Source organism: Variovorax sp. EL159 (assembly GCF_900100965.1).
In the GTDB taxonomy this organism is placed as follows: domain Bacteria; phylum Pseudomonadota; class Gammaproteobacteria; order Burkholderiales; family Burkholderiaceae_C; genus Variovorax.
The window spans coordinates 1,005,298-1,022,924 of sequence record NZ_FMUJ01000003.1; the positions used below are offsets into that span (position 1 = coordinate 1,005,298).

Below are 17,627 nucleotides of genomic sequence, written 5' to 3' on the forward strand. Positions count from 1 at the left end.
TTGGGTTGCGTTCAGGGGCCGGAGTATCGCTTGACCCCCTGCTCTCTCAATAAGTCCGCTACGAATGCACTTACGTGAACTTCAAAGCCTCTCAGATCGAGGAAGTCGAGCACCGCATCGACCTCAAGAGATTCGAGATGGATGCTGAAGTGGGTGATGGCCAAGTGGTATTCCAGGATGATCTTGTGTCCCCATGGAAGCTCGAAGAACCACAGCTCCACCGGGCCGGGCGCATCCCAGTCGGCCGGATGGTCCGAGTGCTTTTCGCCGAATCGCGTCACGAACGCTTCGTACGGCATCTTGACGCTGATCACGGGCTCTCCGACTCCGATGTCGGCCAGATCGATCTGGCGCAAGTGGCCCTGCATCGTCACGCCGGCCGCTCCTGGCTGGTCATCCGCTCATACAGCGTCGCACGCGAAATACCGAGCAGCCGCGAGGTCGCCAGCTTGTTCCCGCCGGTCGATGCCAGCGCGGCGGCGATGGCCTTGCGCTCCAGCTCCGCGACCTGCTGCGCCAGGGGGCGCAACAGGGCCGCTTCTTCATCGGCATCGGGCGCGTTCAGCGAGGTATCCGGCAGCTCGATCTGCTCCAGCCCCGCTTCGCGCAGGATGCGTTCGAGCTGCGCAGCGTCGATGCGTTGCGAATCGCTGCGCATCGTCACCTGCTCCAGCACGTTGCGCAGCTCGCGGATGTTGCCGCGCCAGTGCTGGCCGGCGAGCAACGCGAGCGCATCGGGCGTGAGTTCGGGCGGCGCCTCGCCGCTGCGCAGGGCCATGTCTTCGCCCAGCGCCTCGACCAGCGCCGGAATGTCGGCACGCCGTTCGCGCAACGGCGGCACGCGCAGCGGCAGCACATTGAGGCGGTAATAAAGGTCTTCGCGAAACAGGCCGCGGCGCACCAGCTCCGGCAGGTCGCGCGAGGTGGCGGCGATCACGCGGGCATCGAAGGGCACGAGCTTGTTGGAGCCGAGCGGTTCGATCTCGCCTTCTTGCAGCGCACGCAGCAGCTTGGCCTGCAGGCCGAGCGGCATGTCGCCGATCTCGTCGAGGAACAGGCTGCCGCCATCGGCGAGCTTGAACTTGCCTTCGCGGCCTTTGCGGTCGGCGCCGGTGAAGGCGCCGGGTGCGAAGCCGAAGAACTCCGCCTCCAGCAAGGTGTCGGGCACGGCCGCGATGTTGACGCTGACGAACTGGCCCTTGGCACGCGCGGACGATGCATGAATGGCATGCGCCAGCAGTTCCTTGCCGGTGCCGGTCTCGCCCAGCAGCAGCACCGGGCTGGCCGATTGCGCAGCGCGGCGCGCATGGCGCTTGACCTCCACCGCCGCCGGGCTGCTGCCGATGAAGCTCGCGAAGGTGTACTTGGAGCGGCGCTGCCCGTCGGCATGCTGGTAGAGCGGGTTGTTGCGCTGGCTGGCCAGCTCGCGCCGCGCATCGTCGAGGTCGCGCTGCAGCAGCGCGAACTTGCTGATGAGCGGCTGCAGCGTGGTCTCGGGCTGGTCGAACAGCACGATGCCGATGGCGCCGATCACCTCGCCCATGCCGCCTTCGCCGCCTCCGCGTTCCTCGCGCAGCGGGATGCGGCTCACGACGAAGGTGCCCGCCTTGTTGGTCAGCAGGTCGATCAATATCGGCTCGCCGGTTTCGAGCACGCGCCGCATCTGGGTGTTGGGGATCACGTCCTCGACCATGTGGCCCATGAACTGGTCGATGGACGAAAAACCCAGCGCCGGAAGAAAGCGCCGGTAGCTTTCGTTGACCCACACGATGCGCCCGCTGCTGTCCACCAGGAACATGCCCTGGCTGATGCTGGAAAACAAATGAAACATCGAGCGCGCGGCAAGCGCGAGGATGCCTTCGGCATCGAGGGGCAAGGCGGGCGGTGCGGCGACTGTGGGGGCGGCTGGCATGCGCGGATCGTAGCGCGCCCTCACACAGGGAAAACCGGGCGCCGCCGGCGTTCATGAAATGCTCAGGTTGCAAGCCTTGCAACAAAGCCTTCATAAAGCCTTAAGTTAATCAATCGTTTGATTTCCCGCGTGGTGTAATGCCGCCCATGAATGCGAGAGCCACCATCACCCAGGCCCCGCGCCGCGCACCGCGCAGCGACGGCGCCGAGGCACGCCACCGGCTGCTCCACACCGCGCTGCGGCTGTTCGCGCAAAAGGGCTTTGCCAAGACGTCCACGCGCGAGATCGCCCGCGAGGCCGAGGTCAACATCTCGGCCATCAGCTACTACTTCGGCGACAAGGAAGGGCTTTACTCCGCCACCTTCAACGAGCCGATGGGCGGCGATTCGAGCGACCTCGTGGCCGCCTGCAACGTGCCCGGCCAGTCGCTCGAAACCACGCTGCGCATCTGCATGTCGGCCATGATCGACCCGCTCAAGCAGGGCGAGATCGTGCGGCAATGCATCCAGCTGCACATGCGCGAGATGCTGGAGCCCTCCAGCCGCTGGGCCGCAGAGCTCGAACAGGACATCAAGGGCCCGCACCGCGCCATTGCCGACCTGCTGTGCCGCCACCTGAAGGTGGACCGGGCCGACGACGACATCCACCGCCTGACCTTCGCCATCACCGGCCTGTCGATGCAGCTCTACGTGAGCCAGGACTTCATCGAGGCGATCCGGCCTTCGCTGCTGCGCACCGCGCGCGGCGTCGACACCTGGGCCGACCGCCTGACGGGCTATGCGCTGGCACTGGTACAGGCTGAAGAGGCACGCCGCCGCACCGCGGCCGCCGCCAGCATTCCGGCTCCCGCACCTGCTGCGAGAAAGAAGAAATGAGAAGACTCCGACTGATTGCCACCCTCTGCCTGCCGGTCGGGCTGGGCCTGGGCCTTTCGGGCTGCGCCCTGACGCGTCCGCCCGCGCAGGTCGAGGCGCCCGTGCCCGCGCAATGGCACGCCCCCCTGCCCCACGGCGGCTCGCTCGCCTCGCTGGCCGACTGGTGGCGCCAGCTCAACGATCCGCTGCTGGTCGAGCTGATCGCCGCGGCCGAAGCCGTCAGCCCCAATGTCGCAAGCGCCGCGGCGCGCGTGGCCGAAGCGCGCTCGACCCGCGTGCAGGCCGGCGCCGCGCTGCTGCCGAGCCTGGACGGCACGGCGTCGGCCAGCCGCGGTGTCTCGGGCTCGGCGCTTGGCGCAGGCGGCGCCGGCAGCACCACGAGCAGCAGCAGCGTGGCGGTCGCGCCGCTCACCACGCTGCAGGCCGGCCTGCAGTCCAAGTGGGAGATCGACCTGTTCGGCCGCCTGCGCGCCGACCGCGACGCCGCCGAGGCCAAGCAGAACAGCGCCGACGCCAAGTGGCACGACGCGCGCGTGTCGGTGGCGGCCGAAACGGCCAATGCCTATTTCGCCGAACGCGCCTGCCAGGAGCAGTTGCGGGTGGCACAAGCCGACGCGCATTCGCGCGCCGAGACTTCGCGGCTGACCGAGCTGTCGGCGCGCGCCGGCTTCACCTCGCCGGCCGACGCCGCGCTGGCGCGTGCCAGCGCTTCGGATGCATCGGGCCGGCTCATCCAGCAGCGTGCGCAGTGCGCGGTGCAGCGCAAGGCGCTGGTGGCGCTCAGCGGCATCGACGAAACCACGCTCGAGCAAAAGCTCGCGGCCTCGCCCGCGCAGCGCGTGCTGCCGGTCGTGGGCAGCATCGCCAGCGTGCCGGCGCAAGCCATCTCGCAGCGGCCCGACGTGTACGCGGCCGAGCTCGGCGTGGCATCGGCCAGCGCCGACGTGGGCTCCGCCGAGGCCGAGCGCTACCCCAAGCTCACGCTGTCGGGTTCCATCGGCCGCCTGCAGTACCGCACCGACGGCTTCAGGCAGTCGCTGGACACCTGGACCATCGGCCCGCTGTCGCTCAGCGTGCCGCTGCTCGACGGCGGCTCCCGCATCGCCAACAGCGAGGCGGCCAAGGCGCGCTACGCCGAGGCGGTGTCGACCTACCGCGCGAGCGTGCGGCAGGCGGTGCGCGAGGTGGAAGAAGCCCTCGTCAACCTCGACGCCACCGCCGCCCGCACCACCGATGCCGACAGCGCGGTGCAGAACTACCAGGCCTCGTTCAATGCCACGCAGGCCCGCTACAGCAGCGGCCTGGCCAGCCTGTTCGAGCTGGAGGATTCGCGCCGCACGCTGTACGCCGCGCAGACCGCGCGCGTCTCGCTGCAACGCGAGCGCACCGAAGCCTGGGTTGCGCTCTACCGCTCGATGGGCGGCGGCTGGAGCCGCCCCGAATCGTCCCCCATGACCCTCACACCGGCCGCCAAGGTTGCGAAGTCGCCATGAAAAGAATGAAACGTTCCACTCTCGTCATCGCGCTGCTGGCGCTGCTCGTCGTCGGCGGCGCGGCCACGTGGATGTCGCGCAAGCCCGCCGACAAGGCCGCCGAATCCGCCACGGCGGACAACAAGGCCAAGGACGGCGCCCATCCGCCCAAGCCGGCCCTGACCGTCACCGTGGCGAAGCCCGAAGCCACCGAACTGCAGCTCACGCTCGCGGCCAACGGCAACGTGGCGGCCTGGCAAGAGGCCGTGGTCGGCTCCGAATCCAACGGGCTCAAGCTGGCCGAAGTGCGGGTGAACGTGGGCGACGTGGTCAAGAAGGGCCAGGTGCTCGCGGTCTTCTCGCCCGAGACGGTGCAGGCCGACATCGCGCAGTCGCGCGCCTCGCTGGCGGAAGCCCGTGCCACCGCCGCCGACGCTGCCGGCAACGCCGCGCGCGCCCGCACGCTGGAAGCCACCGGCGCACTGAGCCAGCAGCAGATCAACCAGTACCAGACCACCGAACAGACCGCCAAGGCGCGCGTCGAGGCGGCTGAAGCGGTGCTGGCGGCGCAGCAGGTGCGCGGGCGCAACACGCAGGTGCTGGCCCCCGACGACGGCGTGATCTCGGCGCGCACCGCCACGGTGGGCAGCGTGGTCTCGGCGGGCACGGAGCTGTTCCGCCTGATCCGCCAGGGCCGGCTCGAATGGCGCGCCGAAGTCACCTCGGCCGAACTCGGCCGCATCTCGGTGGGCACGCCGGCCTTCGTGGTCAGCGCCGCCGGCGCGCAGGTGCGCGGCACCGTGCGCAGCATCGCGCCCACGGTCGATCCGCAGACGCGCGCGGCGCTGGTCTATGTCGACCTGCCCAACGTGCTGCAGAACACCGGCGTCAAGGCCGGCATGTTCGCGCGCGGCGACTTCGAACTCGGCCGCAGCTCGGCACCCACGGTGCCGCAAAGCGCCATCGTGCCGCGCGACGGCTTCAACAACGTGTTCCTGCTGCGCCCCGACAACCACGTGTCGCAGCTGAAGGTGCAGATCGGCCGCCGCCTGAACGACCGCATCGAGATCACCAGCGCACTGCCCGACGGCGCGCAGGTCGTGGTGCAGGGCGCGGGCTTCCTGAACGACGGCGACCTGGTGCGCGTGGTCGACGCGCCACCCGCCGGGGCCCGGCCCGCCAAGGCTGCCGCGTCCGCCGCCGCGGCCAATGCAGCCAAGTAAGACAACAAGGACTCGCCCATGAACGTTTCCGCCTGGTCCATACGCAACCCGATTCCGGCGGTGATGCTGTTCGTGCTGCTCACCTTCGGTGGGTTGCTGTCGTTCAACGCGATGAAGGTGCAGAACTTTCCGGACATCGACCTGCCGACCGTGACGGTCTCGGCGTCGCTGCCCGGTGCCGCGCCTTCGCAGCTCGAAACCGACGTCGCGCGCAAGCTCGAGAACTCCATCGCCACCGTGCAGGGCCTCAAGCACATCACCACCAAGGTGCAGGACGGCGCCGCCACGCTGATCGTTGAATTCCGCCTCGAAAAGCCGGTGCAGGAGGCCGTGGACGACGTGCGCTCCGCCGTGCAGCGCGTGCGTGCCGACCTGCCGGCCGACGTGCGCGACCCGGTCGTCACCAAGCTCGACTTCGCGGCGCAGCCGGTGCTGGCCTTCACCATCGCATCGTCGCGCATGGACGACGAGGCGCTGAGCTGGTTCGTCGACAACGACGTCACCAAGAAGCTGCTCGCGCTGCCCGGCGTGGGCGCGGTGAACCGCGTGGGCGGCGTCACGCGCCAGGTGCACGTCGACCTCGACCCGGCCAAGCTGCAGGCGCTGGGCGCCTCGGCGGCCGACATCTCGCGCCAGCTGCGCCAGGTGCAAACCGAAAGCGCGGGCGGCCGCTTCGACCTGGGCGGCAGCGAGCAGCCCGTGCGCACCATGGCCACGGTGCAGTCGGCCGACCAGCTCGCCGACATGCAGATCGCACTGAGCGACGGCCGCCGCGTGCGGCTCGACCAGGTGGCACGCATCAGCGACACCATCGCCGAGCCGCGCGCCGCAGCGCTGCTCAACGGCAAACCGGTGGTCGGCTTCGAGGTGGCCCGCAGCCGCGGCGCCAGCGAGGTCGAAGTGGGCCACGCGGTGCAGAAGGCGCTGGCCGACCTGCGCGCGCAGCGGCCCGACGTGGAGTTGACCGAGGCCTTCAACTTCGTCGACCCGGTGGAAGAGGAATACAACGGCTCGCTGCATCTGCTGTACGAGGGCGCCATCCTGGCGGTGATCGTGGTGTGGCTGTTTCTGCGCGACTGGCGCGCCACCTTCGTCTCGGCGATTGCGCTGCCGATGTCGGCGATTCCGGCCTTCATCGGCATGTACCTGCTGGGCTTCTCGGTCAACGTGATCTCGCTGCTGGCGCTCTCGCTGGTGGTGGGCATCTTGGTGGACGACGCCATCGTGGAGGTCGAAAACATCGTGCGCCACCTGCGCATGGGCAAGACGCCCTACCAGGCGGCCATGGAAGCGGCTGACGAGATCGGCCTGGCCGTGATCGCCACCACCTTCACGCTGATCGCGGTGTTCCTGCCCACGGCCTTCATGAGCGGCGTGGCCGGCAAGTTCTTCAAGCAGTTCGGATGGACCGCGTCGCTCGCGGTGTTCGCGTCATTGGTGGTGGCGCGGGTGCTCACGCCGATGATGGCGGCCTACATCCTCAAGCCCATCGTCACGCAGGAAACCGAGCCCGGCTGGTTGCGCTGGTACATGCGCGCAGTGACGTGGAGCACCCACAACCGCTTCAAGACGATGGTGCTGGCCACCCTCTTCTTCTTCGGTTCGCTGGCCATGATCCCGCTGCTCAAGACCGGCTTCATTCCGCCGGACGACAACTCGCAGACGCAGGTGTACCTGTCGCTCGCGCCTGGCTCCACGCTGGCGCAGACCACGGCCGCGGCGGAAGAAACGCGCAACCGCGTCATGAAGCTCGACCACGTGAAGAGCGTCTACACCACGGTGGCGGGCGGCAGCGCGGGCGGCGACCCGTTCGCGAACTTCGGCACGCCCGAGACGCGCAAGGCCACGCTCACCATCAAGCTCGACCCACGCGGCGACCGGCCGCGCAAGCAGGTGATCGAAAACCAGATCCGCGCCGCGCTCGAAACGCTGCCCGGCGTGCGCAGCACCGTGGGCCTCGGCGGCTCGGGCGAAAAGTACATCCTGGCGCTGACCGGCGAAGACCCGCTGGCGCTGGCCGCTGCCGCGAGCGCGGTCGAGAAAGACCTGCGCACCATCCCCGGCCTGGGCAACGTCACCTCGACCGCCAGCCTGATCCGGCCCGAGATCGCGGTGCGCCCCGACTTCGCGCGCGCCGCCGACCTGGGCGTGACCAGCTCCGCCATCGCCGAGACGCTGCGCGTGGCCACGCTGGGCGACTACGACCAGGCGCTGGCCAAGCTCAACCTCGCGCAGCGGCAGGTGCCCATCGTGGTCAAGCTGCAAGACTCCGCGCGGCAAGATCTCGACCTGCTCGGCCGGCTCTCGGTGCCCGGTGCGCGCGGCCCGGTGATGCTGAGCCAGGTGGCTTCGCTCACCATGGAAGGCGGCCCGGCGGTGATCGACCGCTACGACCGCTCGCGCAACGTCAACTTCGAGATCGAACTGTCGGGCGTGGGCCTGGGCGACGCCAAGACCGCGGTGGCGGCGCTGCCCTCGATCCAGAAGCTGCCGCCCGGCGTGCGCGTGGCCGAAGTGGGCGACGCCGAAGTGATGACCGAGCTGTTCAACAGCTTCGGCCTGGCGATGCTGACCGGCGTGCTGTGCATCTACATCGTGCTGGTGCTGCTGTTCAAGGACTTCCTGCACCCGGTGACCATTCTGTGCGCCCTGCCGCTCGCGCTGGGCGGGGCCTTCGTGGGCCTGCTGATCGGGCAGAAGGCGCTGTCGATGCCTTCGCTGATCGGCCTGATCATGCTGATGGGCATTGCCACGAAGAACTCGATCCTGCTGGTGGAGTACGCCATCGTGGCGCGCCGCGACCACGGCATGAACCGCTGGGACGCGCTGCGCGACGCCTGCCACAAACGGGCGCGGCCGATCATCATGACCACGCTCGCCATGGGCGCCGGCATGTTGCCGATTGCCGTGGGCTTCGGCTCGGCCGATTCGAGCTTCCGTTCGCCGATGGCGATGGCGGTGATCGGCGGGCTGATCACCTCGACGGTGCTGAGCCTGCTGGTGGTGCCGGCCGTGTTCACCTACGTGGACGACATCGAGCACTGGCTGCGGCGCACCGTGCGCAAGCTGCGCGGGCAGCCGGCCGATCCGCACATCGACGACGACCTGGTCGAAACGCCTCAGCACTGATGAGGGGACTCGCGCGCGCACTCAAGCAGCGCGAATCCGGATAAAGGAGCTTCATTGCGCCGCCGTCAATTAATGCAACATAATTGCATTAATTGACGACACTTCATCATGACCGCGCGACTACCCGACATTGCCCTGACCGAAGCCTCCCCCATGCCCCTGCCGCTCGATGGAGTCGGCATGCGGGGTGTCGAACTGCCAATCTGGCCCGACGATCCCGGCGTACGCCACCCGGTCCATGCGCGCGCCGACGTCGAAGTCGACCTGCCTGACCCACAGGTCAAGGGCATCCACATGTCGCGCCTGTACCGCCTGCTGTGCGACAGCGCCGAAAGCCAGAAGCTGGGCGCGGCCTCGCTTCAAAAACTGCTGCGGGCCATGGTCGAGAGCCACGCCGACTGCGGCTCGGCACGTGCACGGCTCGTGCTGTCGTTCGAGCTCCTGTGCAAGCGCGCCGCACTCGTCACGCCGGGGCTTCACGGCTGGAACGCCTATCCGGTGCGGCTGGAGGCCCTCTGGCGCGACGGAAGCTTCACGCTCGACGCACAGGTCCGCGTCACCTACGCCTCCACCTGCCCCTGCTCGGCCGCGCTGTCGCGGCAACTGATCGCCCAGGCCTTCGATGCACGGTTCGCCACGCACAAGACGATGGCAACGGCGGATGCCCTGGCCTGGCTGCAAGACAATGCGACCCTGGCCACGCCGCACAGCCAGCGAAGCATTGCCGACATCCAGGTCCGCCTGCCGCACGATGCGCCCGACCTGGGCCTGCTGCGGCTCATCGACCTCGCGGAAGCCGCGCTCGGCACGCCGGCACAGGGGGCAGTCAAGCGCGCCGACGAGCAGGCCTTTGCGCGGCTGAACGGCCAGAACCTCATGTACGTCGAGGACGCGGCGCGCAGGCTGCAGGCGGCGCTCGCCGGGTCTTTCGCTGTCACGCGCATCGACGTGCGCCACCTGGAGAGCCTGCATCCGCACGACGCCTTCGCGCGGGTTTCCAACGCATCCGCCGGGGAGGTGTTTGCATGATCCGCCGCAACCCACGGGGCGACCTGCCCCAGGTCCATGCGAGCGCCTTTGTCGACCCCACCGCCATCCTGTGCGGCCGCGTGGTGGTCCACGAGAACGTCTTCATCGGCCCGTACGCGGTGATCCGCGCCGACGAGGTCGACGAGGACGGCCACATGGACCCGATCGTGATCGGCGCGCACTCGAACATCCAGGACGGCGTGGTCATCCACTCCAAGTCCGGTGCCGCCGTGACCATCGGCGAGCGCACCTCGATCGCGCACCGCGCCATCGTGCACGGCCCCTGCACCGTGGGCGACGGTGTCTTCATCGGATTCAACAGCGTGCTCTTCAACTGCACCGTCGCGCGCGGCTGCGTGGTGCGGCACAACGCGGTGCTCGACGACTGCCATCTGCCGCCGGATTTCTACGTGCCGTCGACCGAGCGCATCGGCGCGAAGACCGATCTTTCCACCATCCCCAAGGTCACCGCGCGGGCCTCCGAGTTCTCGGAGGACGTGGCGCGCACCAACAACCGTCTGGTCGAGGGCTACAAGCGAATCCAGAATGAGTTCTGAGCGCGAACGCTTCTGCGGCGCGGGAGAAGAACGCCGCGCCATGCCCCTCGATGCGCAGCAACGCCTGCGCCTGCGGACGCGCCACGCCGAGTTGCTGGTTCGCGGCGGCACGGTCCTCACGCCCAACGGCGTGGAGACGATCGACATCGCCTGCGTGGACGGCCGCATCGCGGCGCTCGACACCACCGGCTGGAGCGCCGACGAAACGCTCGATGCACGGGGCCTACACGTGCTTCCGGGCGTGATCGACAGCCAGGTCCATTTCCGCGAGCCGGGCCTCACGCACAAGGAAACCATCGAGGCGGGCACGCGCGGCGCCGTGCTCGGTGGCGTCACCGCCGTGTTCGAGATGCCGAACACGCAGCCGCTGACGCTGCACGAAGCCGACCTGAACGCCAAGCTCGCCATTGCACAGACGCAGGCCTGGTGCGACCACGCCTTCTACATCGGTGGTTCCGGCGTCAACGCCGAGCAGTTGGCGTCACTCGAAATGCTGCCAGGCTGCGCCGGCGTGAAAGTCTTCATGGGCAGCTCGTTCGGCGACCTGCTCGCCGATGAAGACGCGGTGCTGCGCCGCATCCTGCGCCACGGCCGCCGGCGCATGGCGGTGCATGCCGAGGACGAGGCGCGCCTTCGCGAGCGCAGGAGCATCGCCGAGACCCTGGGCCATGTGCGCAACCACCCGGTCTGGCGCGATATCGAAAGCGCGCTGCGCGCCACCCGGCGCATCGTGGCGCTGGCGCGGGAAAGCGGCCGCCGCCTTCATCTGCTGCACATCTCGTCGGCCGAGGAGATCGAGTTTCTCGCGCAGCACAAGGCGCGCGTGACCGTCGAGGTGCTGCCGCACCATCTGACGCTGAGCGCGCCCGAGTGCTATGAGCGCCTGGGCACGCTGGCGCAGATGAATCCACCGATCCGCCGCGCACGCCACCAGGAGGCGCTCTGGCAAGCGGTCCGCAATGGCGTGGTCGACGTGCTCGGCAGCGATCACGCACCCCACACGCGCGAGGAAAAAGCACTGCCCTATCCGCGCTCGCCCAGCGGCATGACGGGTGTGCAGACGCTGCTGCCGGTGATGCTCGATCACGTGCACCACGGCCGCCTGAGCTTGCAGCGGCTGGCGGACCTGACCAGCGCAGGGCCAGCCCGCGTCTTCGGCATCGAGGGAAAAGGACGCATCGCGGTGGGCTTCGACGCGGACCTCACGTTGGTCGACCTCGCGGCACGCCGGGAAATCACGAACCGGTGGATCGCCAGCGTGGTGGGCTGGACGCCGTACGACGGGCTGCGGGTGACCGGCTGGCCGATGGCGACCGTCGTGCGCGGCAGGGTCGTGATGCGCGATGGCGAGTTGTCCGCCGCGCCGGCGGGGCGCCCCGTGCGGTTCCTGGGGCAAGCGATGCCGATGCAGCCCTCTCCGCATCCAGGCGACAGCCGGTGAACACACCGATTCGATCCATCCATTGGCCCGAAAAACTCTGGCGTCGAAAAAGCAAAAAGGGGCGCGATGCCTTTCAGCGTCGCGCCCCTCGTTTCAGAAGCCTTCGTCGTCAGGTGGAGGCCGCGAGCCTCGCCACCTTGCGTTCGCTCATGCGCTTGGCCACGCGAGGCAACACCAGCACAGCCACCACGATAACCACCAGCGTGATCGACATCGGCCGCTGGAAGAACACCGCCGCGCTGCCTTCGCCGATCGACATGGCGTTGCGCAGCTGCGCTTCGGCCAGCGGGCCGAGGATCATGCCGACCACCACGGGCGCGGTCGGGAAATCGAAGCGCCGCATCACCACGCCCAGCAGGCCGATGGCATACAGCAGGAACAGGTCGAACGCGCTCTGGCGCATGCCGTAGGCCCCCACCGTCGCAAAGATCAGGATGCCGGCGTACAGCTGTGGCTTCGGAATCTTCAGCAGCTTGACCCACAGGCCGACCATCGGCAGGTTCAGTACCAGCAGCATGACGTTGCCGATGTAGAGCGAGGCAATCAGCGCCCACACCAGCGCGGCCGAGGTGGTGAAGAGTTGCGGGCCCGGCTGGATGCCGTAGTTCTGGAACGCGCCCAGCAGGATGGCCGTGGTGTTCGACGTCGGAATGCCCAGCGTGAGCAGCGGAATCAGCGCGGCCGTCACCGTGGCGTTGTTGGCGGCCTCGGGGCCGGCCACGCCTTCGATGGCGCCCTTGGTGCCGAACTCGGCCTTGTCCTCGGGGTCTTTCACGAGCTTCTTTTCCATCGCATAGCTCAGGAAGGTCGGGATCTCGGTGCCGCCGGCCGGGATGCAGCCGAACGGCGTGCCGATGGCGGTGCCGCGCAGCCATGCGGGAATCGAGCGCTTCCAGTCGCGCTTGGTCATGTGCACGCGGCTCAGCTTGTTCTGGCCCTCGACCACCCGGCCCTCGTAGAGCACAGCGTAGAGCACTTCGGCCACGGCAAAGAGGCCCACCGCGACCAGCACGATCTCGATGCCGTCGAGCAGCTCGGGCACGCCGCCCGTGTAGCGGCCTTGGCCCGAGATCTGGTCGAGGCCGACGCAACCGGCCGCCAGGCCGACGAACAGCGCCGTCATGCCGCGCAGGGTGCTCTTGCCGAGCACCGCGCTCACCGTGGTGAAGGCCAGCAGCATCAAGAGGAAATATTCAGGCGGGCCGAGCTTGACGGCGAATTCGGCCACGAACGGCGCGAACAGCGTGACGATGACGGTGGCGATGGTGCCGGCCACGAAGGAGCCGATGGCGGAGGTGGCAAGCGCCGCGCCCGCCCTTCCGCTCTTGGCCATCTTGTTGCCCTCCATCGCGGTCACCATGCTGGCGGTTTCGCCGGGCGTGTTCAGCAGGATCGAGGTGGTCGAGCCGCCGTACATGGCGCCGTAGTAGATGCCCGAGAAGAAAATCATCGAGGCCGTGATGTCGACCTTGCCGGTGATGGGCAGCAGCATCGCCACGGCCACCGCCGGGCCGATGCCGGGCAGCACGCCGACGGCGGTGCCCAGGGCACAGCCCACGAGGCACCAGAGCAGATTGATCGGGGTGATCGCCGTGGCGAAGCCCGCCATGAGTGCGTTGAAGATGTCCATGTCAGAACCAGCCGGAGGAAGTCAGGCCCGGCAGGTTGATCGCCAGGAATTGCGTGAATGTCCAGAACACGGGCGCGGAGATCAGCGCGCCGGCGATGAAGTCGGTCAGCCAGGTGCGCGGCGCGTTCGCACCCGCCTGCCCGCTGGCGCGGCGCAGCCCCTGCACCGCGAGCACGTAGCACAGCGTGCAGCTGAGGATGAAACCCAGGGTGGTGATGAGCGCGGCATTGAGCAGCAGCCCCGCCGAGACCCAGATGAAGCCGGGCCAGTAGGCATGCGCGGCGCCCGAAGGCGCATCGAGCTCGCGAAAGCCGCCGGTGCGCGCTTCCCACAGGATCCACGCGCCGCAGAGCATGAGCACGCCCGACACCAGCCAAGGCAGGAAGTTGGGACCGACGCCGCCGTAGCCGGCCTCGGAAGAAATGCCGATGGCGCCGAAGGCCAGCGCCAGGCCGGTCAGCAGCACGCCGGCGCCGACCAGGGTTTGCGGCCACGTGACCGCGGGTTGCGGCAAGGCCGAGGAATCTGGAGTTGTCATTTTTTGCTCCCGGAGTCAGGGAAAGAAAGCGTCCCTGCCAGAAACCCCCGAGAAAACCGGCGTCACCGGGTCTCGGGTGTTGCCCCCGGCAGGGGAAGGCGCGCGCGATGCGAAGTGCGCGCAGCCTGGGGGCGAGCCCAATTCAGACCATGCCGGACTTGGTCATGATCGCGCGCAGGCTGGCGAAGTCGTCGTCGACAAACTTGGCGAAGGCGTCGCCCGACAGCACGGCCGGCGTCCAGTCGTTCTTCTTGAGCGACTCGGCCCACGACGCGCTCTTCATGGCGGCCAGCACCATGTCGGTCAGCGCCTTGCGCTGCTCGGCCGAGATGCCGGGCGCGCCGTACACGCCGCGCCAGTTGCCGATCTCGACGTCGATGCCCTGCTCTTTCAGGGTCGGCACGTTGATGCCAGGCAGGCGCTGGCCGGAGGTGACGGCAATGGCCTTCATCTTGCCGGCGGCGATGTATTCGGCGAATTCGCTGTAGCCGCTGCCGCCGATGGTGACGTTGCCCCCCAGGATGGCGGCCGTGGCTTCACCGCCGCCACGGAAGGCCACGTAGTTGATCTTCGACGGATCGGCGCCGACCTTCTGCGCGATCATGGCCGCGGCGATGTGCTCGGTGGCACCGCGCGAACCGCCGCCCCACTTGACGCTGCCCGGGTCTTTCTTGAGCTGGTCGATCACGTCCTTCATGGTCTTGAAAGGCGAGTTGGACGGCAGCACGAACACGTTGTATTCGGTGGTCAGGCGCGCGATGGGCGTGGCCTGCTCGAGCTTGACCGGCGGCTTGCCGGTGATGATGCCGCCCAGCATGACCGAGCCCATCACCATGAGCGCGTTGGCGTCGCCCTTGGAACCGTTCACGAACTGGGCCAGGCCCAGCGCGCCGGCGGCGCCGCCCTTGTTGTCATAAGTGACGGTGTCGGCCACCTTGGCGTCGTTCAGCGCCTTGCCCAGTGCGCGGCCGGTGGTGTCCCAGCCGCCGCCCGGGTTGGCGGGAATCATCATCTTGACGTTGGCGGCGGCCCGGGCCGACAGCGGCAGCGCCCCGGCGGCGGCCAGTGCGGCCAATGACTTCAAAAAGGTGTCGCGACGCATTGTTGTCTCCTGAAACTGGAAGGAACTTGAAAGGAACCTGACTTGAACCTGAGCGCTATCATGCGCCGCCCCGCTGTCAGTTGGCTGTCCGCCAGACTGGGGAAAACACCAAAGTACACACCCCTGCCGCCACCGTATGAAGCTGCTGCTGGTCGAAGACGACCCCTCGATGCAAATCACCCTGCAGCGCACGCTGGGGCGCCGGCGGATCGACGTGCGCGTCTGCGGTGACGGGGCCGAGGCGGTCGCCCAATGGCGCGCCATCGAACCCGACGTGGTGGCGCTCGACCTGAGCCTGCCCAACCTCGACGGCCTGCAGGTGCTGGCCCAGGCCCGCGCGGAAGGGCTGCGCACGCCGGTGCTGCTGTTGACCGCGCGCGGCACGGTGGGCGACCGCATCGTCGGCCTGAATGCCGGCGCCGACGACTACCTGCCCAAGCCCTTCGACCTGGACGAACTCGAAGCCCGCATCCGCGCGCTGCGCCGCCGCAGCCACAGCGCGATCGGGCCGGACGCCGGGCTCAACCCGCAGGAGATCGGCGGGCTGCGCTTCGAGCCCGACAACGGCGCCATCTACAACCGCGCCGAGTTGCTCGAACTCACGCCGCGCGAGCTGGCACTGCTGAAGGCGCTGATGATGAAACCGGGCCATGCGGTCACCAAGGAACGCCTGTTCGAGCTGGTGTTTCCGGGCGAGACCGAGGTGCAGTACGAGGCCATCGAGGTGGTGGTGTATCGCCTGCGCAAGAAGCTCGCGGGCACCGGGGCCGTGCTGATGACGATGCGCGGGCTCGGCTACCTCGTGCGACCGGAAGCATGACCCGCATCCTGTCGCTTCGCGCGCGGCTGCTGCTGGGCATCCTCGCGCCGATTGCGGTGTTCATCGTGATCAACAGCGTGAGCCTGTACCGCCAGAGCCTGGCGGCGGCCACCACGGCCTACGACCGCACCTTGCTCGCCTCGGCCAAGACCATCGGCGAACAGCTCGACGTGGAGGGCTACGACGAGCTGGCGCACCTGCGCGCGATCGTGCCCTACTCCGCGCTCGAAGCCTTCGAGGCCGACAACCGCAGCCGCTTGTTCTACCGGGTCTCGGCGCTCGACGGCGAAATGATCTCGGGCTTTGCCGAGTTGCCGTTCTGGCGCGGCCGCATCCCCGACCGCAGCGCCTACGCGGCGCTGGTCGATTTCTACGACGCGCAGTTCCGCAACCAGCCGGTGCGGGTCGCCGTGCTGCTGCAGCCCGTGTCCAGCGCGCGCGGGCGCGGCATGGCCGTGGTGCAGGTGGCCGAGACGCTGGAGATCCGCGAGACACTGGCGCGCAAGCTGCTGGTCGACACGCTGTGGCGGCAGCTGCTGCTGATGGGCGTGATCGCGCTGGTGACGGTGTTCGTGGTGCAGCGCGCCACGCGGCCGGTGCGCGAGCTGGGCGAAGCCATCGGCAAGCGCGCAGCCGACGATCTTTCGCCCATCGACGCACCCGATGCACCACGCGAGTTGCGTCCGCTCGTCGATGCCACCACCGAGGTCATGGGGCGGCTGCAGCGGTTGCTCGATCACCAGAAGCGCTTTGTGCGCGACAGCGCCCACCAGTTGCGCACGCCGCTGGCGGTGCTCAAGGCGCAGGTGCAGTCGGCGCGGCGCGGCGACGTCGCGCCCGAGCAGGCATTCAGCGAGATCAGCCAGACGGTCGAGCGCGCCACCACGCTGGCCAACCAGATGCTGTCGCTTGCCAAGGTCGAGCAGTTGCGCCAGCAGCCGGAATCGGTGGCGCTCGACCTGGGCGAGGTGGTGCGCCACATCGCGCTCGACCTGTCGCCGCTGGTGGCCGACAAGGCGCTCGACTTCGAGCTGGCCATCGACGAGCCGGTGACGGTGCGCGCGCACCAGTGGATGCTGCAGGAGCTCACGCGCAACCTGCTGCACAACGCGATCAAGCTGAGCCCGGCGGGCGCAGCGCTGTCGGTGTCGGTGCACGCCGAGGGCGACGACGCCGTGCTCACGGTGCGCGACGGCGGCCCGGGCATCTCGCCCGAGTTGCGCCAGCGGCTGTTCGCGCCCTTCTCGGCCGGCAGTACGTCGAGCGGCTCGGGGCTGGGGCTGGCGATCTGCCGCGAGATCGTGCTGGCGCTGAACGGGCGCATCAGCCTGGACAACCGCACGGCAAAGGACGACGCCGCGCAGGTGATCGGGCTCGATGCCGTCGTGCGGCTGCCGCTCTCGCGGCACAATTCCTGATCTATGGAATCTCCGGAACGTCTGCGCATCGACAAATGGCTTTGGGCCGCCCGCTTCTTCAAGACGCGCTCGCTGGCCGCGGAGGAAATCGGCAAGAACCGGGTGCAGGTGAACGGCGACATCGCCAAGGCCTCGCGCGAGGTCAAGGCCGGCGACACGGTGACGATGCGCCTGGGCGTGCAGACGCGAACCGTGACGGTGCGCGGCATCAGCGGCCAGCGCGGACCGGCGCCCGTGGCCCAGCAGCTCTACGAAGAAACGCCCGAGAGCATCGCGGCGCAGGCCGCCCTGCGCGAGCAGCGCCGCATGGGGAGCGAGCCGGCCCTGGCCATCGAACAGGGGCGCCCGACCAAGCGCGACCGGCGCGACCTGGACGGCGCGGTGCGCCATGCCGAATGGGACAGCCGCTGGAGCGCCTCGCTCGACCCCGACGAAACCGACCGCTGATTCGCGTACGCTGTCGCCTTTCCTTTCTCACGGA

Annotated in this window: 15 protein-coding genes; 10 read left to right on the plus strand and 5 right to left on the minus strand. The window is 68.6% G+C overall.

Features of this window, described 5'->3' with window-relative positions; all coding sequences use genetic code 11:
• Positions 1–11: 11 nt before the first annotated feature.
• On the minus strand, positions 12–374 hold the full coding sequence (locus tag BLQ28_RS16855; RefSeq protein ID WP_143012499.1) for a hypothetical protein: 363 nt from the start codon (positions 372–374) through the stop codon (positions 12–14).
• Positions 371–1,912: a sigma-54 interaction domain-containing protein gene (locus BLQ28_RS16860; RefSeq protein WP_093241795.1), complete on the minus strand. Its 1,542-nt coding sequence runs from the start codon at positions 1,910–1,912 to the stop codon at positions 371–373. The genes BLQ28_RS16855 and BLQ28_RS16860 overlap by 4 nt, the downstream gene beginning before the upstream one ends.
• A gap of 137 nt (positions 1,913–2,049) precedes the next feature.
• Here BLQ28_RS16860 and BLQ28_RS16865 point away from each other — a divergent pair, with 137 nt between their 5' ends.
• The 7 genes from BLQ28_RS16865 to BLQ28_RS16895 all read left to right on the plus strand — a co-directional run bounded on the left by BLQ28_RS16865 (position 2,050) and on the right by BLQ28_RS16895 (position 11,638).
• The gene (locus BLQ28_RS16865) at positions 2,050–2,787 is read left to right on the plus strand and encodes a TetR/AcrR family transcriptional regulator (protein ID WP_176801133.1); all 738 of its coding nucleotides are present in this window, start codon (positions 2,050–2,052) and stop codon (positions 2,785–2,787) included.
• Complete coding sequence (locus BLQ28_RS16870) at positions 2,784–4,280, plus strand: efflux transporter outer membrane subunit (RefSeq protein ID WP_093241487.1); 1,497 nt, start codon at positions 2,784–2,786, stop codon at positions 4,278–4,280. Before BLQ28_RS16865 ends, BLQ28_RS16870 begins: the two co-directional genes overlap by 4 nt.
• Positions 4,277–5,482: an efflux RND transporter periplasmic adaptor subunit gene (locus BLQ28_RS16875; RefSeq protein ID WP_093241489.1), complete on the plus strand. Its 1,206-nt coding sequence runs from the start codon at positions 4,277–4,279 to the stop codon at positions 5,480–5,482. Before BLQ28_RS16870 ends, BLQ28_RS16875 begins: the two co-directional genes overlap by 4 nt.
• An 18-nt stretch (positions 5,483–5,500) precedes the next feature.
• A complete protein-coding gene (locus BLQ28_RS16880) occupies positions 5,501–8,611 on the plus strand; it encodes an efflux RND transporter permease subunit (protein WP_093241492.1) in 3,111 nt (1,036 codons plus the stop codon).
• Positions 8,612–8,719: 108 nt separating this feature from the next.
• Entirely contained in the window at positions 8,720–9,640 is a 921-nt protein-coding gene (gene folE2 / locus BLQ28_RS16885; protein WP_093241495.1) for a GTP cyclohydrolase FolE2, read from the plus strand.
• Positions 9,637–10,197, plus strand: coding sequence for a gamma carbonic anhydrase family protein (locus BLQ28_RS16890; protein WP_093241497.1), 561 nt, complete (start codon positions 9,637–9,639; stop codon positions 10,195–10,197). Before folE2 ends, BLQ28_RS16890 begins: the two co-directional genes overlap by 4 nt.
• Before the next feature lie 40 nt (positions 10,198–10,237).
• On the plus strand, positions 10,238–11,638 hold the full coding sequence (locus tag BLQ28_RS16895) for a dihydroorotase (protein WP_093241500.1): 1,401 nt from the start codon (positions 10,238–10,240) through the stop codon (positions 11,636–11,638).
• 109 nt (positions 11,639–11,747) lie between these two features.
• Here BLQ28_RS16895 and BLQ28_RS16900 read toward each other — a convergent pair whose 3' ends face one another.
• The 3 genes from BLQ28_RS16900 to BLQ28_RS16910 all read right to left on the minus strand — a co-directional run bounded on the left by BLQ28_RS16900 (position 11,748) and on the right by BLQ28_RS16910 (position 14,908).
• Positions 11,748–13,268, minus strand: a complete 1,521-nt coding sequence (locus tag BLQ28_RS16900) for a tripartite tricarboxylate transporter permease (RefSeq protein WP_093241502.1) — start codon at positions 13,266–13,268, stop codon at positions 11,748–11,750.
• A 1-nt stretch (position 13,269) separates the two neighbouring features.
• A complete protein-coding gene (locus BLQ28_RS16905; RefSeq protein WP_093241505.1) occupies positions 13,270–13,806 on the minus strand; it encodes a tripartite tricarboxylate transporter TctB family protein in 537 nt (178 codons plus the stop codon).
• A 142-nt stretch (positions 13,807–13,948) separates the two neighbouring features.
• Complete coding sequence (locus BLQ28_RS16910; protein ID WP_093241507.1) at positions 13,949–14,908, minus strand: tripartite tricarboxylate transporter substrate binding protein; 960 nt, start codon at positions 14,906–14,908, stop codon at positions 13,949–13,951.
• A gap of 136 nt (positions 14,909–15,044) precedes the next feature.
• Between BLQ28_RS16910 and BLQ28_RS16915 the strand changes: the two genes are divergently transcribed.
• The 3 genes from BLQ28_RS16915 to BLQ28_RS16925 are packed head-to-tail and all read left to right on the plus strand — an operon-like array spanning position 15,045 to position 17,593.
• A complete protein-coding gene (locus tag BLQ28_RS16915; RefSeq protein WP_093241510.1) occupies positions 15,045–15,728 on the plus strand; it encodes a response regulator transcription factor in 684 nt (227 codons plus the stop codon).
• On the plus strand, positions 15,725–17,146 hold the full coding sequence (locus BLQ28_RS16920) for a sensor histidine kinase (RefSeq protein WP_093241512.1): 1,422 nt from the start codon (positions 15,725–15,727) through the stop codon (positions 17,144–17,146). The genes BLQ28_RS16915 and BLQ28_RS16920 overlap by 4 nt, the downstream gene beginning before the upstream one ends.
• A gap of 3 nt (positions 17,147–17,149) precedes the next feature.
• Positions 17,150–17,593 (plus strand): RNA-binding S4 domain-containing protein, encoded by a 444-nt coding sequence (locus BLQ28_RS16925; RefSeq protein WP_093241515.1) that lies wholly within the window; start codon positions 17,150–17,152, stop codon positions 17,591–17,593.
• Positions 17,594–17,627: the final 34 nt, after the last annotated feature.